The sequence below is a fragment of the Pelagibius sp. genome, from assembly GCF_028281305.1.
In the GTDB taxonomy this organism is placed as follows: domain Bacteria; phylum Pseudomonadota; class Alphaproteobacteria; order Kiloniellales; family Kiloniellaceae; genus Pelagibius.
Genome location: NZ_JANQKD010000034.1, coordinates 1 through 22,628, shown reverse-complemented (window position 1 = coordinate 22,628; position 22,628 = coordinate 1). Strand labels below are relative to the sequence as shown.

At 65.6% G+C, this 22,628-nt stretch carries 21 protein-coding genes; 17 read left to right on the top strand and 4 right to left on the bottom strand.

Going from position 1 to position 22,628, the window contains the following annotated elements; all coding sequences use genetic code 11:
• Positions 1 to 57 precede the first annotated feature (57 nt).
• The 10 genes from Q0982_RS08395 (at position 58) to Q0982_RS08350 (ending at position 11,561) form a co-directional block, all read left to right on the top strand.
• Positions 58 to 1,374 carry an ABC transporter substrate-binding protein gene (locus Q0982_RS08395; protein WP_299394118.1) on the top strand — a complete coding sequence of 439 codons (1,317 nt, stop codon included), beginning with the start codon at positions 58 to 60 and terminating at the stop codon, positions 1,372 to 1,374.
• A gap of 128 nt (positions 1,375 to 1,502) precedes the next feature.
• A complete protein-coding gene (locus tag Q0982_RS08390; RefSeq protein WP_299394115.1) occupies positions 1,503 to 2,495 on the top strand; it encodes a carbohydrate ABC transporter permease in 993 nt (330 codons plus the stop codon).
• The gene (locus Q0982_RS08385) at positions 2,488 to 3,390 is read left to right on the top strand and encodes a carbohydrate ABC transporter permease (protein WP_299394114.1); all 903 of its coding nucleotides are present in this window, start codon (positions 2,488 to 2,490) and stop codon (positions 3,388 to 3,390) included. Before Q0982_RS08390 ends, Q0982_RS08385 begins: the two co-directional genes overlap by 8 nt.
• A gap of 33 nt (positions 3,391 to 3,423) precedes the next feature.
• Positions 3,424 to 3,990, top strand: coding sequence for a GNAT family N-acetyltransferase (locus Q0982_RS08380; RefSeq protein ID WP_299394111.1), 567 nt, complete (start codon positions 3,424 to 3,426; stop codon positions 3,988 to 3,990).
• Positions 3,991 to 4,041: 51 nt separating this feature from the next.
• Complete coding sequence (locus tag Q0982_RS08375) at positions 4,042 to 4,905, top strand: N-formylglutamate amidohydrolase (RefSeq protein WP_299394109.1); 864 nt, start codon at positions 4,042 to 4,044, stop codon at positions 4,903 to 4,905.
• 216 nt (positions 4,906 to 5,121) lie between these two features.
• Positions 5,122 to 6,591 (top strand): Do family serine endopeptidase, encoded by a 1,470-nt coding sequence (locus tag Q0982_RS08370; RefSeq protein WP_299394107.1) that lies wholly within the window; start codon positions 5,122 to 5,124, stop codon positions 6,589 to 6,591.
• Between the two features lie 258 nt (positions 6,592 to 6,849).
• Positions 6,850 to 7,527 carry a response regulator transcription factor gene (locus Q0982_RS08365; RefSeq protein WP_299394106.1) on the top strand — a complete coding sequence of 226 codons (678 nt, stop codon included), beginning with the start codon at positions 6,850 to 6,852 and terminating at the stop codon, positions 7,525 to 7,527.
• The gene (locus tag Q0982_RS08360; RefSeq protein WP_299394103.1) at positions 7,514 to 8,905 is read left to right on the top strand and encodes a HAMP domain-containing sensor histidine kinase; all 1,392 of its coding nucleotides are present in this window, start codon (positions 7,514 to 7,516) and stop codon (positions 8,903 to 8,905) included. The genes Q0982_RS08365 and Q0982_RS08360 overlap by 14 nt, the downstream gene beginning before the upstream one ends.
• Positions 8,906 to 9,024: 119 nt before the next feature.
• Entirely contained in the window at positions 9,025 to 10,116 is a 1,092-nt protein-coding gene (gene add, locus Q0982_RS08355; RefSeq protein WP_299394102.1) for an adenosine deaminase, read from the top strand.
• The gene (locus Q0982_RS08350) at positions 10,113 to 11,561 is read left to right on the top strand and encodes a phenylacetate--CoA ligase family protein (RefSeq protein WP_299394099.1); all 1,449 of its coding nucleotides are present in this window, start codon (positions 10,113 to 10,115) and stop codon (positions 11,559 to 11,561) included. The genes add and Q0982_RS08350 overlap by 4 nt, the downstream gene beginning before the upstream one ends.
• A 73-nt stretch (positions 11,562 to 11,634) precedes the next feature.
• Here Q0982_RS08350 and Q0982_RS08345 read toward each other — a convergent pair whose 3' ends face one another.
• On the bottom strand, positions 11,635 to 12,426 hold the full coding sequence (locus Q0982_RS08345) for a hydroxyacylglutathione hydrolase (RefSeq protein WP_299394097.1): 792 nt from the start codon (positions 12,424 to 12,426) through the stop codon (positions 11,635 to 11,637).
• Between the two features lie 211 nt (positions 12,427 to 12,637).
• Here Q0982_RS08345 and Q0982_RS08340 point away from each other — a divergent pair, with 211 nt between their 5' ends.
• On the top strand, positions 12,638 to 13,111 hold the full coding sequence (locus Q0982_RS08340; protein WP_299394094.1) for a tetratricopeptide repeat protein: 474 nt from the start codon (positions 12,638 to 12,640) through the stop codon (positions 13,109 to 13,111).
• 40 nt (positions 13,112 to 13,151) lie between these two features.
• On the opposite strand, the gene Q0982_RS08335 is transcribed toward Q0982_RS08340, so the two are convergent.
• Complete coding sequence (locus tag Q0982_RS08335) at positions 13,152 to 13,574, bottom strand: hypothetical protein (protein ID WP_299394091.1); 423 nt, start codon at positions 13,572 to 13,574, stop codon at positions 13,152 to 13,154.
• A 115-nt stretch (positions 13,575 to 13,689) separates the two neighbouring features.
• Here Q0982_RS08335 and Q0982_RS08330 point away from each other — a divergent pair, with 115 nt between their 5' ends.
• On the top strand, positions 13,690 to 14,595 hold the full coding sequence (locus Q0982_RS08330) for an oxaloacetate decarboxylase (protein ID WP_299394089.1): 906 nt from the start codon (positions 13,690 to 13,692) through the stop codon (positions 14,593 to 14,595).
• A 22-nt stretch (positions 14,596 to 14,617) separates the two neighbouring features.
• Here Q0982_RS08330 and Q0982_RS08325 read toward each other — a convergent pair whose 3' ends face one another.
• Together Q0982_RS08325 and Q0982_RS08320 are read right to left on the bottom strand one after the other, a co-directional pair.
• Positions 14,618 to 15,319 (bottom strand): gamma-glutamyl-gamma-aminobutyrate hydrolase family protein, encoded by a 702-nt coding sequence (locus Q0982_RS08325; protein ID WP_299394087.1) that lies wholly within the window; start codon positions 15,317 to 15,319, stop codon positions 14,618 to 14,620.
• Positions 15,306 to 16,955 carry a DUF427 domain-containing protein gene (locus Q0982_RS08320; RefSeq protein ID WP_299394086.1) on the bottom strand — a complete coding sequence of 550 codons (1,650 nt, stop codon included), beginning with the start codon at positions 16,953 to 16,955 and terminating at the stop codon, positions 15,306 to 15,308. Before Q0982_RS08320 ends, Q0982_RS08325 begins: the two co-directional genes overlap by 14 nt.
• 340 nt (positions 16,956 to 17,295) lie before the next feature.
• Between Q0982_RS08320 and Q0982_RS08315 the strand changes: the two genes are divergently transcribed.
• From Q0982_RS08315 to Q0982_RS08295, 5 genes are all read left to right on the top strand, one after another.
• A complete protein-coding gene (locus Q0982_RS08315) occupies positions 17,296 to 18,066 on the top strand; it encodes a DeoR/GlpR family transcriptional regulator (protein WP_299394208.1) in 771 nt (256 codons plus the stop codon).
• Between the two features lie 193 nt (positions 18,067 to 18,259).
• The gene (glpD, locus tag Q0982_RS08310; RefSeq protein ID WP_299394083.1) at positions 18,260 to 19,783 is read left to right on the top strand and encodes a glycerol-3-phosphate dehydrogenase; all 1,524 of its coding nucleotides are present in this window, start codon (positions 18,260 to 18,262) and stop codon (positions 19,781 to 19,783) included.
• Entirely contained in the window at positions 19,783 to 20,868 is a 1,086-nt protein-coding gene (locus tag Q0982_RS08305; protein ID WP_299394081.1) for an ABC transporter ATP-binding protein, read from the top strand. Before glpD ends, Q0982_RS08305 begins: the two co-directional genes overlap by 1 nt.
• Positions 20,869 to 20,873: 5 nt before the next feature.
• Positions 20,874 to 21,947 (top strand): ABC transporter ATP-binding protein, encoded by a 1,074-nt coding sequence (locus Q0982_RS08300; RefSeq protein ID WP_299394078.1) that lies wholly within the window; start codon positions 20,874 to 20,876, stop codon positions 21,945 to 21,947.
• Between the two features lie 3 nt (positions 21,948 to 21,950).
• Positions 21,951 to 22,628: carbohydrate ABC transporter permease (locus Q0982_RS08295; protein ID WP_299394076.1), on the top strand; the 678-nt coding region annotated here is incomplete at its 3' end.

The window sequence follows — 22,628 nt, the reverse complement described above, 5'->3', positions numbered from 1 at the left end:
CATAGCGGGAACCCAAAGCAACAAGCCCAACAGCGAAAAGGAATGGGAGGAAAGGTTATGCAGCAGAGATTTACGCGTCGTTCGATTCTGAAAGCGACGGCGGCGACCGTGGCCGGCGCGGCAGTGGCCGGCAGCGACCTCTTGGACTGGAGCTCTGCCTGGGCGGCGGATTCGCCCTTCAAACCTGAAAGCGGCGCCAGCCTCCAGGTCTTGCGCTGGAAGCGCTTCATCCAGTCGGAAGAAGACGCCTTTATGGAACTGGTTGCGGCCTTCACCAAGGCAACCGGCATCGAAGTCGAGGTGCTGAACGAGTCGATGGACGACGTGCAGCCGAAGTCCTCGGTGGCGGTCAACGTCGGCGCCGGTCCGGACCTCATCTGGGGCCTCTATTCCCTACCGCACCTTTTCCCGAACAGGTGCACCGACCTCACCGATGTCGCCGACTATCTGGGCGGCAAGTACGGCGGCTGGGTGCCGGCGGCGGAGACCTACGGCAAAAGCGGCGACAAGTGGATCGGCATCCCGATGTGCTTTGGCGGCAACTACATCAACTACCGGAACTCCGCCATCGAGAAAGCCGGCTTCAAGGAAGTGCCGCAGGATCTCGACGGCTTCCTGGCGCTCTGCGAGGCGATGAAAGGCGGCGACATGCCGGCGGGCATGGCGCTGGGGCACGCCACGGGCGACGCCAATGCCTGGGTCCACTGGGCGCTCTGGGCCCATGGTGCGGCCATGGTCGACGAGAACGACAAGGTCATCCTCAACAGTCCGGAAGCGGTCGCGGCCTGCGAGTATGTGAAGAAGCTCTATGACGCCTTCATTCCCGGTACGGCCTCCTGGAACGATGGGTCCAACAACAAGGCCTTCCTGGCCGGCGAAGTCGGGCTCACCAACAACGGCATCTCGATCTACCAGAAGGCACTGGTCGACGGCCTCGACATCCAGAACGACATGGATCACGCCTACTATCCGGTCGGGCCGGTGGGCGAGCCGACGGAGTTCCACATCGCCTATCCGATCCTGGTGCCGACCTACACCAAGTTCCCCAATGCAGCGAAGGCCTTCATCGCCTTCCTGATGGAAGCCGAGCAGTACAACCGCTGGCTTGAAGGCTCGGTCGCCTACCTGACCCACTCGCTGCAGGCCTTCGAGGGCAATCCAATCTGGACGTCGGATCCGAAGCGCAAGATCTTCAAGGAGGCGGCGAACCGGACCTTCGTGGCCGGCTACAAGGGGTCTGTCGGCCAGAAGGCGGCCTCGGCGATCGCCGAGTTCATCGTTGTCGACATGTTTGCCAACACCGCGACCGGGCAGATGTCCCCCGCCGACGCGGTGGCCGACGCCACCAAGAAGGCGCGGCGGATTTACCGCTAAAGCCCCAACCCAGGGAAAGCCAGGGAAAGCCAGAGAAAGGATGCCGGCTTGCTCACGTTTCGTAGCTGCGCCATGCTCTATCGGTGCGTGAAGCGAGCCGGCGCCCGGGCGCCGGAAAGGGCACTCCGATGACCGATTCGACGCTCCGCCGCAGTGCGGTCGCCATGACGGGGCCGGGCCTCTGGACCCGCCTGAACAACGACAGGAACTGGCTCGGCTTCTGGTTCATGCTGCCGGCGGCGGCGATCCTGGTGCTCTTCCTGACTTATCCGCTGGGCCTCGGCATATGGCTCTCCCTGACCGATGCCAGCATTGGCAATCCCGGCAAGTTCGTCGGGATCCTGAACTTCTACGAAAAGGAGTGTTACGGGCCGGACGACTGCGAGATCTATGGGCTCTTCGGCGACCATGTGTTCTGGCAGTCGGTTTGGCAGACGATCTTCTATACCACTGTCGCCAGCGTCGCGAAGTTCGCCATCGGCCTCTATCTGGCCCTGCTTCTGAACAATCATCTGCCGTTCAAGGCGATCCTCAGGGCGGTGATCCTGCTGCCCTTTATCGTGCCGACGGTGCTTTCGGCCATTGCCTTCTGGTGGATCTACGACGCGCAGTTCTCGATCATCTCCTGGTCGCTCACCAAGCTGGGGCTGATCGATCAGTACATCGACTTTCTCGGCGATCCCTGGAACGCGCGCTGGTCGCTGATCTTCGCCAACGTCTGGCGCGGCGTGCCCTTCGTCGCCATCACCCTGCTGGCCGGGCTGCAGACCGTGCCGCCCTCTCTCTACGAGGCCGCCACTCTCGACGGCGCCGGGCGCTGGCAGATGTTCCGCCACGTCACCTTCCCGCTGCTGACCCCGATCATCGCCGTGGTGATGACGTTTTCCGTGCTCTTTACGTTCACCGACTTCCAGCTGATCTGGGCGATCACCCGCGGCGGTCCGGCCAATGCCACCCATCTGATGGCCACCCTCAGCTATCAGCGTGCGATCCTGGGCGGCAACATGGGCGAGGGGGCGGCGATTTCCACCGCCATGATTCCCTTCCTGCTGGCGGCGATCATGGTGTCCTGGTTCGGCCTGCAGCGGCGCAAGTGGCAGCAGGGAGAGAGCGATGACTGACGCGGCAAAGACGGCTGCAAAGGCGGCGGCGAAAGACGACTCGGAGGGCATGGACTTCCTGATGACGCGGCGGACGCGCTGGGTCACCATCTACATTCCGCTCTCGGTCATCGTCTTCATTCTGCTGTTCCCGTTCTACTGGATGACGCTGACGGCGCTGAAACCCAACGCGGAACTGCTGGACATGGAGACCACGAATCCGCTCTGGGTGGCGGCGCCGACGCTGTCCCACATCTTCCACGTGATCTTCGAGACCGACTATCCGGTGTGGATGTGGAACACCATGCTGGTGTCGGTGGTCGCGACCTTCATCTCGCTGGTGGCCTCCGTGCTGGCCGCCTATGCCATCGTGCGCATCCGCTACAAGGGGTCGCAGTGGGTCGGCGGACTGATCTTTCTGGCCTACCTGGTGCCGCCGTCGATCCTCTTCATCCCGCTCTCTGTCATCGTCCACGCCTACGGCCTCTTCGACACACCCATGGCGCTGATCCTGACCTATCCGACGATCCTCATTCCCTTTTCCACCTGGCTGCTGATGGGATACTTCAAGACCATCCCCTACGAGCTGGAGGAATGCGCGCTGATCGACGGTGCCACCCGCACGCAGATCCTCCTGAAGATCGTGTTGCCGTTGGCGGTGCCCGGCCTCATCTCGGCCGGCATCTTCTCGTTCACGCTGTGCTGGAACGAGTTCATCTACGCGCTCACCTTTATCTCCACCACCTCCAACAAGACGGTCCCCGTCGCCATGCTGTCGGAGTTCGTCGACGGCGACATCTATCGCTGGGGCTCTCTCATGGCCGGGGCCCTGCTGGGCTCGCTGCCGGTGGCGATCCTTTACTCCTTTTTCGTGGAGCATTATGTCTCCTCCATGACCGGCGCGGTGAAGGAGTAGCGGCGCCGAACCTGGAGGGAGGACCGGTCCCGGATGCTCATACGGGAAACGGCAGAGAGCGACCTGCCCGCAATCCTGCGCGTTCATCGGCTGGCGTTCGGCCAGGAGGAGGAGGCTGGCCTGACCGAGGCGATCCTGCGGGATCCCAGTGCACAGCCCGTCGTTTCGCTGCTTGCGATGGTGGATGGAGAGCCGGCCGGGCACATTCTGTTTTCCCGCGCCCGCCTGTTCGGCCCCGAACCTTCCGACCCACGCTCTGCCAGCCCAGAGGCCGGCCCCGCAGCGGCAATCCTCGCACCGCTGGCCGTTGTGCCGGCGCTGCAGGGACAGGGCATCGGCGGTGCCCTTATCCGGCGCGGTCTGGAGGACCTTTCCCGGGCCGGCACGGCGCTCGTTTTCGTGCTCGGCTATCCGGCCTACTATCAGCGCCACGGGTTCACCACCGCCGGGCGGCTGGGATTCGCCGCCCCCTATCCGATCGCAGAGCGCAATGCCGAGGCCTGGATGGTGCAGATGCTGGGCGACGATTCGCCCGGCAAGGGAGACTGGCGGGTCACCTGCGCGGATACCTTGAACAAACCTGAGTACTGGGTCGAGTGACGGCGAGAAAGTGCTCTAGACCTCAAGCGCTTTCTAGCCTAAATCCTTGGCATGTCCACAGCCCCTTCAGAGGCCCGGCTGCGTCGCCATGCGCCGCTGGGAAGCCCGGTGCCGGCCGTTTTCGACAGTCCGCACAGCGGTAGCACCTATCCCGAGGACTTCGGCAGTATCGCGCCGCTGTCTGTCCTGCGCCGCGCCGAGGATGCCTTCGTCGACGAGCTCTTCGGCGCCGCGCCGCAGCACGGCGCACCCCTGATCGCCGCCGAGTTCCCGCGCATCTACATCGACCCGAACCGCGACCTCGTCGACCTCGATCCCGCAATGCTGGACGGCGATTGGCCGGATCCGCTGGTGCCCAGCCGCAAGACCGAGCTGGGGGTTGGGCTGATCTGGCGCCTGATGCCGCCGGACGCCCAGCTCTACGACCGCCTGCTGAGCCCGGCCGAGGTGCGGCGCCGGATCGATACCTGCTGGCAGCCTTACCACGATGCCGTGGCAGGGGCGATCGACGCCGCACACCAGCGCTTCGGGCAGGTCTGGCATATCAACTGTCATTCGATGCCGGCCATGGGCAACAGCGGCACCGAGGACGGGCCGGTCGCGCGGGCCGAGTTCGTGTTGGGTGATCGCGACGGCACCACCTGCGCCCCCGACTTCACGGCCTTCGTGGCCGAACAACTGAAGGGCCTGGGCTACGAGGTGAAGATCAACCAGCCCTATAAGGGCGTCGAACTGGTGCGCCGCTACTCCGACCCCGCCAAGGGCCGCCACAGCTTGCAGGTGGAGATCAACCGCAAGCTCTATATGGATGAAGAGCGGATCGAGAAGAACGGCGGTTTTGACACGCTCAAGGCGGACATCGACAGGCTTGTCGCCGCAATCTGCGACTACGCCCGCAGCGAAGCAGCGGCGTGAAGCCGGCGCGGGCAGTGCGGAGGCGCAAGGTGAACAAAAGTTAATGATCAGGTAAAGCGGCCTTCATGGCGGCGCTCCATGTCCTCGGAGACCCTTTCATCTGCCGAGGAGAACCCAGCCGTGGTATCAGCCTTCGTCCGTCCTGCCCGACAGGCCACAGGGGCCCGCAGCCCCGCTCCGCAGGGGCGTTTGCCTTCGACACGCAGGGCGCTGGCCGTGGCCGGCCTCTCTGTGGCCCTCCTGGCAGGCTCGCTCGCGCCTGCGGTCGCCCGCCCCGCGCCGGCCAGCTTCGCTGACCTCGTCGAAGATGTCGCCCCGGCGGTGGTGAACATCTCGGTTCTTCAGCGCGGCGGTTCCGAATCGCAACCGCCGCGGGGACGGGGAGGTGATGGCGCGCCCTTCCCCCAGAATCCGGAATTCCGGGAATTCTTCGAGCGTTTCTTCGATCGCCAAGTGCCGGGTGGGCCCGGCCAGCCGCAGGGCCAGCCGCAGCGTCCGCGGCTGGGCGCCGGTTCCGGGTTCGTCGTCGATCCCGAAGGCTATGTCGTCACCAACAACCATGTGATCGACGGCGCCGACGAGATCACCGTCACACTGCGCGACGGCAAGGCCTACGAAGCCGAGTTGATCGGTGCCGATCCGCGCACCGATCTCGCGCTGCTGAAAGTCGATGCCGAGGGTCCCTTGCCCTATGTGGCATTCGGCGAGTCCGACGATCTGCGGCCCGGCGACTGGGTGGTCGCGGTGGGCAATCCCTTCGGGCTTGGCGGATCGGTGACCGCCGGTATTGTCTCGGCCCGCGGCCGCGATCTTCCGGGCGGCAGCCTGATCGACTTCATCCAGATCGATGCGCCCATCAACCGCGGCAACTCCGGCGGGCCCACCTTCAACAGCGCCGGCGAAGTTATCGGCGTCAACACCGCGATCTATTCGCCCAACGGCGGCAGCGTCGGGATCGGCTTCGCCATCCCGTCGGAGCTTGCCAGCCAGATCGTCGATGATCTGCGCGACGATGGCGCGGTCGAGCGCGGCTGGCTGGGCGTGCGTATTCAGCCGGTCACGCCGGACATTGCAGAGGGCTTTGGCCTGGAGGGTACCGAAGGCGCCCTGGTGGCCGCGGTGGAACCCGGCAGCCCGGCGGATGAGGCCGGCCTGCGGGCCGGTGACGTGGTCCTGAGCTGGGACGGCAAGCCCGTCACAAGAGTGAAGGACCTCAGCCAACTGGTCGCCGCAACGGAAGTGGAGAAAGAGGCAGAGCTGCGCATCTGGCGCGACCGCGAGGCGCGAACGCTGACGGTCGTCACCGGCTCCGCCCCCGGCGAGCGGCAGGCCTTGGCGCCGGCCCAGCCGGAGAGCGAAGGGTCTGTCCAGAACAGCGAAGCGGTGCTCGGTGATACCGGCGTGACGGTGGCCACCCTGGACGACGAGATCCGCGACGACTTCGACCTGGCGGACGTGGCCAGTGGCGTGGTCGTGGTGGAGATCGCGCCCGACAGCAATGCCGCGCGCAGCGGCCTGCGCGCGGGTGACATCATCCGCAGTATCGCCCTTGAGCCTGTGCAGACGGCCGAGCAGGCGGCAGAGCGCATCGCCGAACTTGCCGCAGCCGGCGAGTCGGTGGCCGCCATCCGGGCCGCGCGCGGCGGCAGCGAAAGCTTCTTCGCGCTCCGCCTGAACCGGGCCTGACTAGGGCCTGAAGAAGCGCGCCTGAGACCGGCCGGAACGGCATAAGGGCAGAACTGCTAAGGTCAGGGCGTTCCAGGAAGGTTTGCCCTGGCCGCAAGGGGAGTGCCGGCGCCGCCACGGTGCCCGGCACTCCCCGGCATTTGGATCTCCCTGACACGGCGGCCATGATCGGCCTTCAGGCTTGCAGCCGAAGCAGGAAAGGCCTAACCCTGAGATGGCTTTTCGGGCTTCGTCCCGCCATTGTCCGAGGCAGACCCCATGCGTGTGCTCATCGTCGAGGATGACAAGGAAACGGCAGGCTACATTGCCAAGGGGCTGCGCGAGGCCGGCTACACCACGGAAATCGCGGCCGACGGCAAGGAAGGCCTCCTGAGGGCCGCCAGCGAAGACTTCGACCTCGCCATCGTCGACCGCATGCTGCCGCAGGTGGACGGCCTTGCAGTGGTGGAGACACTGCGCGGTACCGGCAGCACTCTGCCGATCCTCTTTCTTTCCGCCATGGGTGGCGTCGACGACAGGGTGAAGGGGCTGAAGGCTGGTGGCGATGACTATCTGGTCAAGCCCTTCGCCTTCTCGGAACTGCAGGCGCGGGTCGAGGCGCTGCTGCGGCGCCCGGCCGGCGACAAAGTGGAAACCACATTGCGGATGGCGGATCTGGAGATGGACCTGCTGGCCCGCAAGGTTTCGCGCAAGGGCGAACCCATCGACCTTCAGCCGCGCGAGTTCAAGATCCTGGAATACCTGATGCGCCACGCAGGTCAGGTGGTGACCCGTACGATGCTGCTGGAGAACGTTTGGAACTACCACTTCGACCCGCAGACCAACGTGGTCGACGTGCACATCTCCCGCCTCCGGCAGAAGATCGACAAGGATTTCGACAAGGCGCTCCTGCACACGGTGCGGGGTGCGGGATACTCGCTTCGTGAGAACGGCTAGGCTCCTCCGGTCCAGCATCTTCCGCCTGGCGCTGATCTATCTCAGTTTCTTCAGCCTTGCGGTCCTTTTCCTGGCGGCGGCGACCTTCTGGATCTCCGCCGGTCAGGTATCGCGCCAGATCGACAGCACAATCGAGGCAGAGGTCAGGGGACTGGCCGAACAGTTTTCCCAGCGCAGTACGCCGGGCCTTATTGAAGCCATCAGACGCCGCAGCGCCGCCGCGGACCGGACCCGCGGTCTCTATCTGCTGACGGATCCAACTGGCCGGCCGCTGGCGGGGAACCTCAGCCGCTGGCCCGATGAAGAGGCGGACGAGGACGGCTGGCTGACCTTTCGCCTGGCCTTCCCCGACAGCGAGGGCGGCGGCGTCAACTTCGGGCGCGCCCGAACTTTCGTGCTGTCGAGCGGGGCGCGCGTTCTTGTCGGCCACGACGTGCGCGAACGCGACCGCCTGTCTGCGCAGATCGGTGAGATCCTGGTTTTCAGCCTGCTGGCCATTCTCGGATTCTCCGTCATCGGTGGACTGCTCATGAGCCGTGCGCTGCTGCGGCGCATCGAGACGATCAACAGCACCAGCAGGGACATCATGGCCGGCGATCTTGGGCAGCGCGTACCTATGAGTGCCCGCGGCGACGAATTCGACCAGCTCGCAGGCAACCTCAACGCCATGCTCGACCAGATCGAGCGTCTGCTGGCCGGGATGCGCCAGGTCAGCGACAACATCGCCCATGATCTGCGCAGTCCTTTGTCCCGCCTGCGCAGCGGCCTGGAGCTGGCGCTGATTGAAAAACCGGGGTCGGCCGGCTACCGCGAGGCCATCACCAAGGCGATCGGAGAGGCTGACGACCTGCTGCGGACCTTCACGGCGCTCCTCAGGATTGCCCAGGCCGAGGCCGGCACCTCGCGCGACCGCTTCGCCAAGGTGGACCTGAAGGCGCTGGTCGAGGACGTGGTCGAGCTCTACGCGCCGCTGACCGAAGACTTGGAGATCGGAATCGACGTGACACCCTTGCAAGCGGCAAGCCGTCCGGGCGACCGTGATTTGCTGTTTCAGGCCCTGGTGAACCTCATGGACAATGCCATCAAGTTTTCAAAGCGCGGCGGACGCGTCGGCATCGGCGTCGAGCGGCGCGGCAGTCTTGCGGTTCTCTCCGTGCGGGACCGCGGGCCGGGCATTCCCGAGGATCAGCGCGAGCAGGTTCTGAAGCGCTTCGTGCGTCTGGAGCAAAGTCGCAGCACCGCAGGAAGCGGCTTGGGACTCAGCCTGGTTGAAGCGGTGGCGCATTTGCACGGCGGCCGGCTGGTGCTCGGCGACAACGCTCCGGGCCTGACCGCCACTTTGGAGTTGCCGCTGGCACCGCCGGAGCGAGCGCCATAAGGCCGAGCCACCTCGACAAGCCTCGCTGTTCTATCTAGTCTTTACGTCTAGATTCGTGAGGGCGAAACACCTTGGAAGAGTTCGCCCGGGGTCCCTGCACGTCGACGGGGTGCGGTCGCTTGGATCAGGGTGTTGTCTCTTTCATCCGCGAGATGCCGAAGGTGGAGTTGCATGTGCATCTCGAGGGCACCGTTGGACCCGAGACGCTGCAGCTTCTGGCCGAGCGCAACCGGATTGACCTGCCGCCGGCTCTGACCCGGGCCGCAGACCGGCCGCGTCGCTTCGGCAGTTTCGACAGCTTTGTCCGCGTGTTTACGGCCACGGCCGCCTGCCTGCGCTCGCTCGAAGACTTTCGCAGTCTCGTGGTCGGTCTGGGCCGGGACATGGGGCGCGAGAACATCCGCTATGCCGAGGTCACCTGGACCCCGCAGCTCCACGCGCATCTGGGCTTCGGCGCGAACGACATTCTGGCCGCCCTGAACGCCGGCCGGCAGGAGGTTCTGGAGCGCTGGGGTGCCGAGATCCGCTGGATCCCGGATCTGGTGCGCAGCTATCCGGGGCCGGCCCTGCGCGTCCAGGCCTGGGCATGCTCGGCGGAGGCACGGGACGGCGGCGTGGTGGCGCTTGGCCTGGGCGGGCCTGAGTCCGATGCGCCCTTGGATGCCGAGATCGTGGAAGCATTTGCCCGCGCCGCCGCCGCCGGTCTGCCGGCCAACCCTCACGCGGGTGAAGGAGGCGGGCCGCAAAGCGTCTGGGCGACGCTGAAGGCTCTCCGGCCGCGGCGTATCGGACACGGCGTCCGGTCGATCGAGGACGAAGCTCTGGTCCGGCATCTGGCCGATGAGGAGATCGTTCTCGAGGTCTGTCCAACCAGCAACGTCGCCCTTTCCGTCTATCCTTCCTACGAGGAGCATCCGCTGATCGTTCTGCTGTCCGCGGGCTGCCGCGTCACCGTCAATTCGGACGATCCGGCACTCTTCGGCAGCTCCCTTACCGGCGAGTACCTCCGCGCCGTAGATGCCTGCGGCCTGACACTCGACCAGCTTCAGGACGCCGTGCTGACCGCCGTGCGTGCCACCTACCTGTCGGGACAGGCGAAAGCCTCGATGGAGGCTGGCTTCATCAGCGCCTTTTCCGATCTGCGGGTCAGGCATGGCCTGGCTCCCAGCAGCACAGCGGCGCTGTCCGGCAGCACGGAAAGGCCGGCATGACGGATCTGAAGACCGAGCGGGAAGTGCAGGCACAGTGGTCGCTGAAGCCGCCCTATCGGGAGATGCAGGTCTTCGACCGCCTGGTCGAGAACGAGTTCCGCGACGAAGGCGCCCAACGCCGCCATGAGGCGCAGGCTCTGCAATGGATCCTGCGCTACGCCGTGGCCCGGGTGCCGTACTACCGCGCTCTTTTCGCCGAACTGCGCCTGCGCCCGGAAGATGTTCGCGGGCTTTCCGATCTGACGAAGCTTCCCCTGCTCTCCAAGCTGACAGTGAACGAGGAAAACGAACGCCTGCGCAGCGAGACCCTTCCACAGGGCGAAAAGATCTATGGCGTCGTTTCTTCTTCCGGCACCACCGGGCGTCCGGCGCGCGTCGTACAAACGCAACGCAACAACGCGATGTTCTCGTTCCTCGGACAGCGCCATGTGCGCTGGGCGCGTTGGGATCCCATGGCGACGGTCGCGGAGATACGCCTGCCGGTCCAGATGCCGCGCGATGCCGAGGGGCGCATGCTGGAGCTCGGCGAAACCCGCCGGCAGGACACCTGGCGCTATCTCGGCCGCTTCTTCGAGACCGGACCCTCGCTCGGGTACAGTGTCTTCAACCCGGTGGACGCTCAGCTCGCCTGGCTCGGCCGAGAGCAGCCCGACTATCTCTCGGGCTATTCGGAGACCCTGGAGCAGATCGCCTTTGCCTGCGGGGAAAGCCCGCCTCCCGTGACTCTGAGAGGTTTGCGGGCGATCTCCGAACAGCTCACCGATGCCATGCGCCGGCGCGTCACCACCGCCTTCAAGGCACCGGTCACCCAGAACTACGGACTGAACGAGATCGGCATTGTTGCCAGCGGCTGTGAGGCCGGGCGCTACCACGTGAACACCGAGCACTGTCTCGTTGAGATCGTCGATCTGAATGGGCAGCCGGCGCAGCCGGGCGAAAGCGGGCGAATCGTCGTCACCGGCTTGAGCAATCTGGCGATGCCCTTGATTCGCTATGACACCGACGACATGGCGCGGGTGGAGGAGGGGCCCTGCCCCTGCGGGCGCAGCCTGCCGTCGTTTGGCAGCATCGTCGGACGTTACAGCCGCATCGCCTACCTGCCCGAGGGCACCCTCGGCTACGTCGGCGCTCTGCGTCAGGCGTTGGAGGACATGCCGCAGCAACTGGCGCGCTCGGTCCGCCAGTTCCAGGTGCACCAGTTCCGCGACGGGCGCTTCGAAATGCGCCTCTGCACCGTCGCGCCTCTGCCGCCCGCCTTCCGCGAGCGCATCATGGCCGCCTGGGCGGCAGCGGCCGGTAACGCCGGGCTTTCACTGGATCTGATGGAGGTCGACCAGATCGAACGGCCGCCAAGCGGCAAGTATCAGGATTTTACCTCTGATTTCATGCCGTCCATGGGCAGTGATGCCCTGCCGGACCCCACGCTGAACAGTCTGCCGGAGTGATGCCTCGGAGTGATGCCTCGGAGTGATGCCTCGGAGTGATGCCTCGGAGTGATGCCGCCGCCGGGGCAGGGGGTCACCAGCTGTTGCGCAGTTCGCGCAGCTTCAGGAACACGTCCTTGGTGCTGGGCTCGTCAGGCAGGTCGGGAAAGGCCTGGCGCAGACGGGCGATCACCGTCGGGCTGTGTAGGCGAAAGAAGGTGTTAATCTCCTTTTCCAGGCCCAGGGTTGAAACCATGGCCTTCGCCGGGTCCTGATCATCGACCCGATCCAGCAGATCGGCGGCGGCGCCGTTATCCGGTTCCCGGTCCAGGGTGAAACGCAGGTTGGTGGCGATGTAGTCGTGGCCCGGATAAATCAGCGTTTCGTCGCCGAGCTTCGCAAGCTGCTCGGCGAAGGTGTGGTAGAGCTCGTTGGGGTGCCCACCGTTGTGGCAGTTGCCGGCCCCGGCGTTGAACAGCGTGTCGCCGCAGAAGAGGGCCGGCTGATCGCTGCGGGAGAGCAGGCAGACATGGCTCATGGTGTGGCCGGGCGTGTCGAGTACTTCCAGGTCCACGCTGCGCCCCACCTTGACCACGTCTCCGGCGCTGAGGCCCTGGTCCATGCCGGGAATGCGGTCCTTCGCGTTTTTGTGGGCGAGGACCTTTGCACCGGTCGCTGCCACCACGGCCTTGTTGCCGCCGATGTGATCACCATGCTCATGGGTGTTGAGGATCTGCGTGATCTCCCAGCCGCGCTCGCGCGCCAAGGCCAAACATTTCCGGTGGTCGAGCGGATCGATGGCCAGCGCCTGTCCGCTGTCCGGACAGGCGATCAGGTAGTTGAAGTTGCGGTAGGCATTTCCGGTCCAGATCTGCTCGACGATCATTCCTGACTCCCTTTGCGCGGCTACAGCCTGCCTGGGCCGGAGACAGTCCGGCGCGGCCAGTCTTCAAGATAGGCCAACTTGGGCGCCGGCACCATCGCCCGCCGGCTGAAACGCTGCGACTAAGGTGCCGATGCCCTGCGTTCGCTGACAGTGTACAGTGAAGGCTCGTCATTTTCTCCAGCCGGAACCTTTTCCTGACGAGGAGACCGCCATGCGATGGATGATGGCCGCTCTGGTGGCGCTGTCCGCGACCGCTGCCCAGGCCGACGATGGGATTCTGAACCCCGACGAGGGGGGCATCGCCCAGCTTCGCGAGACCCTGGCCGCCCGCCCCGACCGCGCCGGCTTTGTCTGCTGGGTCGTTTACGAAACCCAGAAGGGCGGAATGCACGAAACTGCGCTGGCTGCCCTGCAGGACTGTGCGGAAAGCGGCAATGCGCCCTCAATGATTCTGCTCTCGCATGCCTACGAGAACGGTCTCGGCACCGATGCGAGCCCGGAGCTGGCAGCCCACTGGGCCAAGCAGGCGGCGATGACCGGCTATGCCGTCGGGCAGTATCACTACGGCATGGCCTTGCTGCGGGGCCAGGGGGTTCCGGCGGATGCTTCGGCAGCCCGCTACTGGCTGCAGCAGGCGGCTGAAGGGGGCGACGAGAACGCCGCCGAGGTGCTGAAGACGATGTAGGGCGGATGGCGGCAGGCGTCTCCAGCCTGCAGCCGGTCCTCTAGCGGATGAGCTGCAACAGTGTACGGAAGTCGTCGCTGTCGGCCCGTTCCAGCCACTCGAAGACCACCATCTCCGCAGCCACGGCGGTGACGCCTCCGCTGCCGATGTCGTCGAGGCCCGGCCGTTCGCTCTCCGCAAGGCAATCGACCACCAGGAAACCGTGCAGCCGCTCCGGGGCTGTGACCGGCGATGGCCAGTCGCAGAAGACCGCCTGATCGCGCCCCTGGCTCAGCGCCGCCTCGGCGTTGAAGCCGGCGGGAGAGTCGATGGGCACACCAAGGCGCCGGGCTGCGGCCTCCAGCAACGCCCGGTTGGTCTGGTCGGGCGTTGCCTGAGCGGTCTCTGCTTTGCCGGTCGGCACAGCGGTCAGCAGAAGGGTCGATCGGGCAGCGGAAAGCAGCATCTGGCAGGTCTCGCACATTCGGCGGCGATCATAGCGCCAAAGCTGGCCCGATGGTATCGGCGGCACTATTCTTCGGCGGGTCGTTCTCCGGCGGGCGGGGACCGGCCAGGAACGGCAAGTGAGGACCCTATCGATGACAGCTCCCGGCATCACCCAATCCGGCCTGGTCCCACAGGCTGGCGGACGGCACGGCGCCGAAGCGCTGCGCGCTATCCTTACGCAGCCGGGCCTGGTCCCGATGCCCTGCTGCTTTGACGCGCTTTCCGCCAAGCTGATCGAGCAGGCGGGCTTCCCGCTCACCTTCATGAGCGGTTTTGCGGTCTCTGCCGCGCGTCTGGGGCTTCCCGATACCGGCTTGATCTCCTATGCGGAGATGCTCGACCAGGGACGTAACATCTGCGCCGCCACCCGCATCCCGGTGATCGGCGACGGCGATACCGGCTACGGCAATGCGGTCAACGTGAAGCGCACGGTGGCCGGCTATGCCCAGGCCGGCTTCGCTGCGGTCATGATCGAGGATCAGGTCTGGCCCAAGCGCTGCGGCCATACCCGCGGAAAGGCCGTGGTCAGCCACGACGAAGCCATGGCCCGCGTCCGGGCGGCGGTCGATGCGCGCGAGGAGGGGGCCGACATCCTGATCCTTGCCAGGACCGACGCCCGCGCCACCGATGGCCTGGACGAGGCGCTGCGCCGCGTCGAGGGGTTCCAGCGCCTGGGTGCCGACATCCTGTTCCTGGAGGCACCGACGTCGGAGGCTGAGATGCGCGCCTTCTGCAGCGCCGTCGACAAGCCGACCCTGGCCAACCTGGTGGAGCAGGGCGAAACCCCTGTGCTGCCGCCGGCGGCGCTGGAGGACATCGGCTACAAGCTGGCTGCCTATCCCCTGACGCTTCTCTCCGCCGCCGTCAGCGCCATGCAGGAAGCCCTGGCAGCCTTCGCTGCCGGCGCACACCCGCAGGCTATTCTCAGCTTCGCCGAACTGCGCGAGCGTGTCGGCTTCGAGGATTACTACCGGGAAGAGGACCGCTACGCCGGCTGAAGCGGAACCTGCCGGCAAGGCGTCATGGTTCCTGGCAGGCTGCCACGAAGGCCCCGAAGACGGTGTTTCCAGGATGCGCCTTGCCCGCGTACTTTTCCTGATGCCACTGAAGGCCGAGGGCAAAGCGGTGCTGGGGCAGTTCGATGGCCTCGATCACGCCGTCTTCGGAGAAGGCGCTGACCACCACGCCCTCGGGCGCTTCGGCCACGGACTCCCGATGCAGACTGTTGACCTCGAAGACCGGCGCTTCGGCGATGGCCGCCAGGCGGGTTCCGGCAACCAAAGCGACGCCGTGAGAAATCGCCGGGTCGCAGTGATTGCGGCGTGCGGTTGAGATCTTGGTGGTATCGGCGGCCAGACGGCAGCCCCTCAAGCCCGCCAGCACTTGCATGCCGCCGCAGAGGCCAAGCACCGGTTTATCCCGCGCGAGGAACCCTTCCATGATCTTGCATTCGGCTTCGAGGCGTGGCGACGGCGGAGCAGCGGTGGTTTCGCCCGGCAGATACCAGTCCGGCGGGAAGGCAAAGCGCGACCCGGTGGCCAGCAGTCCGTCGAAGTTCTCGACCACGTCTTCGATCACCGCCGGCAGGTAGGGAATGCCGAACGGCAGGCCGCCGGCGGCGTCGACGGCCTCGAAGTAGGTCTTCGAGGCCTCGTAGCGGGAGCCGTCGCCGCTGGTGTTCTCGTCCAGCAGCACCGCGATCAGGGGGCTAGTCCGCGGCACCGGCGGGCGCCAGCTCCGGCAGGGTGAAGAGCTCCATGTCGTCGGTCACGCCGCGCAGGCGGTGGAAGCCGAGCGAGGTCAGCTTGCCGGTGACATAGCGCTCGAAGTCCTCGGACACCAGGACGGCGATCCCCAGTTCCTTCGTCAGGTGGTCGATGCGCGCGGCCTCGTTGGTGGCCGGTCCGATCACGGTGAAGTCCAGCCGGCTCTGGCCGCCGATGTTGCCGTAGGTGACGTCGCCCAGATGCAGCGCCAACCCGAAGCGCAGCGGCGCCCGCCCCTCTTCCGCCAAGGCGGCATTGACCTCCTGCATGCGGCCGACCGCGTCGCGTGCCGCCTCCAGCGCCTCCTTGCAGGCGCTGGCACCGCAGTAAGCTTCCCCGCCGCTCTCGGGGGCTTGCGCCTTCTCCATCGGAAAGATCGCGAGGAGGCCGTCGCCGATGAACTTCAGGACCTCGCCGCCGCGGTCCATGACGGCGCCGGCCATGGCCTCGAAGAAGCGGTTGATGAGATCCAGGTAGTCGTCCCGCGACACGCTGTCGGCAAGCGCGGTGGAGCCGCGCAGGTCGCAGTACCAGACCACGGCCGGAATGTTCTCGCCGTCGCCGCGCTTGATGAGCCCGTTGAGCACGCGCTGACCGGTGTAGGCGCCAAGATAGGTGTCCAGCAGGGTGCGCGACATGCGGTGCATGGCATGCACTTCCAAGAGGCGGCTGAGAATCGGCAGAACCTCGTACATCTGGCCCAGGTGTTCGGTCGTGAAGCCGCCGGGCCGGTCGGTCGCCAGCGTAAAGGCGTTGATCTTGCCGTTGGAAAAGCGCATGGGCATGGCGACGTAGTCGGTCGCGCCGGCCTCCTGAAGCTCCTCCAGGATCGGAAAGTCGAGCCGCGGCTTCGAACCTTCCAGGCGCCGACGGATGCCACCGGCGCCATCGAAGATCAGGCGGACGGGGCTGTTGAGATAAGCCTCCGACTGCAGGCCATAGTGGGGAAAGTCCCGCTCGTCGACCACGCTCTCGCCGCGCCGCCAGACAAAGGCATTGCTGGCCATCTGCGGGTGCAGGGTCGGAATGATCACGTTCATCCGCGATACGCCGAAGCCGGCTTCCACAAGCTGGCGGCCCAGACGGTCGAGCAGCTCCGCCGAAGAGGTTGCTTCCCAGGCCTCCCGCAGCATCCAGGCGGCCAGCGGGTTGGCGTGCTCGGCGATGCCGTCGCTCGGGTCGATTTCAACCGCGGCGTTGTCCTCGAACCAGGTGTCCACCTTGTTCCAGTAGAAAGCGACGTAGCCGCGGATCCCAAGCGCTTCCTCGATGGGGTCTTCGTAGCTCCAGGCCGCGTTCTCCACCGTTTTGCCATCGACGGCGACATGCCAGTAGTTGGCCGTTCCCTTGAAGGGGCAGTAGGTGCGGTGCTCGCTGGCCTGGAGGAACTGCATCGCAATGTCGTCACGCGGCAGGTAGTAGACCGGCGGCAGGCGGGTCTCGCGCAGCACCAGGGCCCGGTTGCTGTCGGCAACGGTTTGGCCGCCATAGACCACCCGCACGCGCTTGCCGCTCGGCTCGATGGCAATGCGGTATTCGCTGGAATCCAGCGTTTCGGGCAGTTTTGGCGCGAGGGGGGCGGCCTCTTGCATAGACGCCTCTTGCTAATGAGATGATCGACCGGGGCGGACGCCGCTGCCTTGGTGCGGTGATCGGCGGTCCGTCGCGGCGCGGATGAGTTGCTTCAATATAGGGGCTTCGCTCCGGCCTTTCACGCCCTGATGTTCTGTGTCGGACCGAGCGCTCGAAAGGGGCCGCATCCGGCGCCGGAACGAGCCCTTTCGGGCGCCCCGCCCGGCTCGTGCCGCCCACGTTCGAATTTTCGGTTTCGAAAATTTGTATCTGCGCTTATGCTCCCGTTATGGGAGTATGGCAGTGAGCGAGCCCGGTGAAGCGGGCGCCGGGGGTGAGCCGCGGCCCCCGCGCAGCGAGTTGAATCAGCGCCAGGAGCGGATCATCGATTTGGTTCGCGAGCGTGGCTTCGTGGCCATCGAGGCGCTGGCGGACCACTTCGCGGTGACGCCGCAGACGGTGCGGCGCGACATCAACCAACTCTGCGATCAGGGCCTGATGCGGCGCTATCATGGCGGCGCCGGCCTGCCTTCGTCGGTGGAGAATCTGGCCTATCAGACGCGGCAGGTGCTGAACCGCGAGGCGAAGTCCCGGATCGCCGCCATCGTCGCAAGGGAGGTGCCTGACAACGCCTCCCTTTTCATCAACATCGGCACGACGACCGAAGAGGTGGCAAAGGCCTTGGTGGATCGCCGCGGGCTTCGTGTAATTACGAATAATCTCAATGTTGCCAGTATCTTATCGGAGAATCGCGATTTCGAGGTGATTGTCGCGGGGGGGCTGGTGCGCAGCCGCGACAAGGGCATCGTCGGCGAGGCAACGCTCGATACCATCCGGCAGTTCAAGGTCGACATCGGAATCATCGGCATCTCCGGCATCGATGACGATGGTTCGCTTCTGGACTTCGATTACCGGGAGGTGCGCGTGGCGCAGGCGATCATCGGCAACTCGCGGCGCGTGTTTTTGGCGACCGACCACACGAAGTTCGGGCGCAACGCCATGGTCCGCCTCGGTCATCTCGACGAGATCGATGCGGTCTTTACGGATCGACCGCCGACCAAAGCGATGCGCGGAATCATGAAAGAGGCCGACGTGGCGCTGCACATCGCGACGGCAGGGGCCGACGACTAGGGTTCCGACTAGGGTTCGCCCGGCGGCCCGCTGAGTCTGCGCCAAGTTCGATTTTTTTCGTTTTCGAATATTTTCGATTGTCAAAGCTTGGCAAGGCGGCCTATGCTTTGGGCCAAGCAAGTAAACGCAGACCGTTGCGGCTGCGGACGGCCCCGCGCAAGGGGCGATTTTGGGGGAGGGCTCAACGCCGGTCATGACCGAGGCGTTTGATATCGTTGTCGTTGGCGGTGGCATTAATGGGGCGGGCATTGCCCGCGACGCTGCCGGTCGCGGCCTCTCCGTCCTTCTCTGCGAAAAAAACGACCTTGCGAACGCCACCTCCTCGGCCAGCACCAAGCTGATCCACGGCGGGCTGCGCTACCTGGAGTACTACGAGTTCCGGCTGGTGCGCGAAGCGCTGATCGAGCGCGAGGTGCTGCTGCGCTCCGCGCCCCATATCATCTGGCCGCTGCGCTTCGTCCTGCCGCACAACAAGGGGCTGCGGCCGGCCTGGCTGATCCGTCTCGGGCTCTTCCTCTACGATCATCTCGGCGGGCGCAAGCTGCTGCCCGGTTCCAAGGGAGTCGACCTGCGCAGTCACGAGGCCGGCGCGCCGCTGGTGCCGGAGCTCAAGAAGGGGTTCATCTACTCGGATTGCTGGGTGCAGGATTCGCGCCTCGTAACCCTGAATGCCCTGGACGCGCACGAGCATGGTGCAGAGGTGCTGACGCGGGTGGAATGCGTTTCGGCACGACGCCAGGACGGCGGCTGGCAGGTGGTCCTGCGCGATCTTCACGACGGCTCGACGCGGGAGGTGCAGGCCCGCGCGCTGGTGAACGCTGCAGGGCCTTGGACGGCCGAGTTCATCGAACAGCGCGCCGGTCTCAACAAGGCGCAGTCGCTGCGTCTCGTAAAGGGCTCCCACATCGTCGTGCGCAAGATGTTCGAGCACGACTATCCCTACATCTTCCAGAACCCTGATGGGCGCATCGTCTTTGCGATTCCCTACGAGCAGGACTTCACCCTCGTAGGCACCACCGATGTCGACTTCGACGGCGACCCGGCGGCCGTTGCGATCTCCGAAGAGGAAACGGCCTATCTCTGCGAGGCGGTGAACGCCTATTTCCGGGAGAAAGTGTCGCCGGCGGATGTGGCCTGGGCTTACTCCGGTGTGCGCCCGCTCTACGACGACGAGGCGGAGAACGCCTCCTCCGCCACCCGCGACTATGTGCTGGAACTGGATCACGGCCCCGGCCGCGCGCCCTTGCTTTCGGTCTTCGGCGGCAAGATCACGACCTTCCGCAAGCTCTCCGAGCACGCTCTTGTAAAGCTTGCCGAGGCCCTGGGGCCGCTGGGCGAACCCTGGACCGCCACGGCACCGCTGCCCGGCGGCAACATCGCCGATGCCGACTTCGACGGCTATCTGGCCCGCTTCCGCAAGGAACGCCCCTGGCTGCCGGCGGATCTCGCCTGGCGCTACGTGCGCAACTACGGCACCCGGGCGGAGACCATCGTCGCCGGCGCGCGCGCGCTGAGCGACCTGGGCGAAGACTTCGGCGATGGCCTCTATGCCGCCGAGATGACCTATCTGCGCAAGCACGAGTGGGCGCGGACGGCCGACGACATTCTCTGGCGCCGCTCCAAGATGGGCCTGCATGTGTCCGACCAGACACGGCAGAAGCTGGAGACCTGGCTCGCGCGCCAGGACGGCGGCAGCCCGCGGCAGGAGTCGGCCTGATGGCGCTCGAGCTCAGAAACGTCAGCAAGCGGGTGGGCGCGGAGATGCATATCCGCGACGTGTCGCTGGTCCTTGATACCGGGTCACTGAACGTTCTGCTGGGGCCGACTCTTTCCGGCAAGACCTCGCTCATGCGCCTGATGGCCGGGCTCGACAAGCCGACCGAGGGCGACGTGCTGGTCGACGGTCAGTCCGTGGTCGGCATGCCGGTTCAGAAGCGCAATGTCGCCATGGTCTACCAGCAGTTCATCAACTACCCGACGCTGACGGTCTACGAGAACATCGCGTCGCCGCTGCGCGTCTCCGGCGCGGACAAGGCGACCATCGAGCGCAAGGTGAACGAAGCCGCCGGGCTCTTGAAGATCGATGCGCTGTTGCAGCGCACGCCTTTGGAGCTTTCCGGCGGACAACAGCAACGCACGGCCCTGGCCCGCGCCCTCGTCAAGGGGGCCGACCTGGTCCTGCTCGACGAGCCGCTCGCCAATCTCGATTACAAGCTGCGCGAGGAACTGCGCGTCGAGCTGCCGCGCATCTTCGCCGAAACCGGCGCGGTCTTCGTCTATGCGACCACCGAGCCCCACGAAGCCCTGCTGCTGGGCGGCAAAACGGCGACCCTGTCGGAGGGGCGCGTGACCCAGTTCGGCCCGACCATCGAGGTCTACAACCGCCCGGCCGACCTGATCACGGCGGTGACCTTTTCCGACCCGCCGATGAACCTGGTACCGATGGTGAAGGCGGGCGCGCAGTTCAGTTTCGCCGGCCGCTCCGTGGCCGCGCCGGCCGGCGCCGAGGCCCTCGCGGACGGCCCCTACCGGGTGGGCATCCGGCCGCACCACCTGCTGCTGCACAGTCCAGAGGGCGCCTGCCTGGAAGCCCGCGCCGCGGTCTCCACCACGGAGATCACGGGATCGGAGAGCTTCGTGCATGTCGAGAGCGAGGGCGAGCGCTGGGTGGCGCTGACCCATGGGGTCCACCGTGTCGAGGTGGGGGACACCATCTCGGTCTACCTCGACCCGGCGTCCTTCTATGTGTTTGACGACGCCGACAGGCTGGTCGCCGCCCCGGCGGCGCGCGCGGCGGAGTAGGGATCATGGCGCGCATCACCCTGGACCACCTGGCCCACTCCTACATGCCCAACCCGCAGGGCGAAGGCGACTTCGCCCTCAAGCAGATCGACCACGACTGGGAAGACGGCGGCGCCTATGCCCTGCTGGGGCCGTCGGGCTGCGGCAAGACCACGCTGCTGAACATCATCTCCGGTCTCCTGGTGCCTTCGCGCGGGCGCATTCTCTTTGACGATCAGGACGTCACGCCGCTGGCACCGGAGCAGCGCAACATCGCCCAGGTGTTCCAGTTCCCGGTGGTTTACGACACCATGACCGTGGCGCAGAACCTGGCCTTTCCGCTGGCCAACAGGAAGGTCGAGGCGGACGAGATCGCCCGCCGCGTCGAAAAGACCCTGGCCATGCTCGACATGACCGACAAGGCCAGGCGCAGAGCGCAGGGCCTGACGGCGGACGAGAAGCAGAAGATCTCCCTGGGCCGCGGGCTGGTGCGCTACGACGTGAATGCCATTCTCTTCGACGAGCCGCTCACGGTCATCGACCCGCACATGAAGTGGCAACTGCGCACCCAGTTGAAGGAGCTGCATCACGAATTCGGCCACACGATGATCTACGTCACCCACGACCAGACGGAGGCACTGACCTTCGCCGACAAGGTGGTTGTGATGTACGAGGGTGAGGTGGTTCAGATCGGCACGCCGGAGGAACTCTTCGACGAGCCTGCCCACACCTTTGTCGGATACTTCATCGGCTCGCCGGGCATGAACGTGCTGCCCTGCCAGGTCGCCGGCGACCGCCTGCAGCTCGGCACCAGCGAAATCCCTCTCCAACGGCGCTACCCGGCGTTGGAAGGCAAGGTGGAGATGGGCGTGCGGCCGGAGTTCGTCAGGCTGGCGGCCAGCGGCGAGGGATTGCCGATCTCGGTGACCGGGGTCGAGGACATCGGCCGCTTCAAGATCGTCAGGGCGCTCTTCGAGGGGCGCAGCTTTGACGCTGTGCTGCCGGAGGGCAGTCCGATCCCGGCAGAGGCCAGTGCGGTGATCGATCCGCGCCGAATCAACATCTACAAGGATTCCCACCTCGTGCGGGGAGAGGCCTGAGCCATGGAGAAGATCCAGAACAACAAAGCCTGGTTCATGGTTCTGCCGGTCCTGCTGATCGTGGCCCTGAACGCCGTCGTGCCGCTGATGACGGTGGTGAACTATTCGGTCCAGGACACCTTCGGCAACAACATCTTCTTCTTCGAGGGCGCGCGCTGGTTCGATGCGGTGCTGGCCTCGGAGCGCTTCCACAGCGCGCTCGGCCGCCAGCTCTTCTTCACCGCCACCATCCTGGCGATCGAGATTCCGCTGGGCGTGGTGATCGCCCTGGCCATGCCGCGCTCGGGCTTCTGGGCTTCGGTCTGTCTCGTCCTGATGGCCCTGCCGCTGCTCATCCCCTGGAACGTCGTCGGTGCGATGTGGAACATCTACGCGCTGCCGGATATCGGCCTGCTGGGCTTCGGCCTTAACTGGCTGGGCATCAACTACGACTTCACCCAGCAGCCGGTCTCCGCCTGGTTCACGGTCATCCTGATGGACGTCTGGCACTGGACCTCGCTGGTGGTGCTGCTGGCCTATGCCGGCCTGCAGTCCATCGACGAGAACTACTACCGGGCGGCCCAGATCGACGGCGCGTCGCGCTGGGCGGTGTTCCGCTACATTCAGCTTCCGAAGATGAAGCACGTGCTGACCATCGCCATCCTGCTGCGCTTCATGGACAGCTTCATGATCTATACCGAG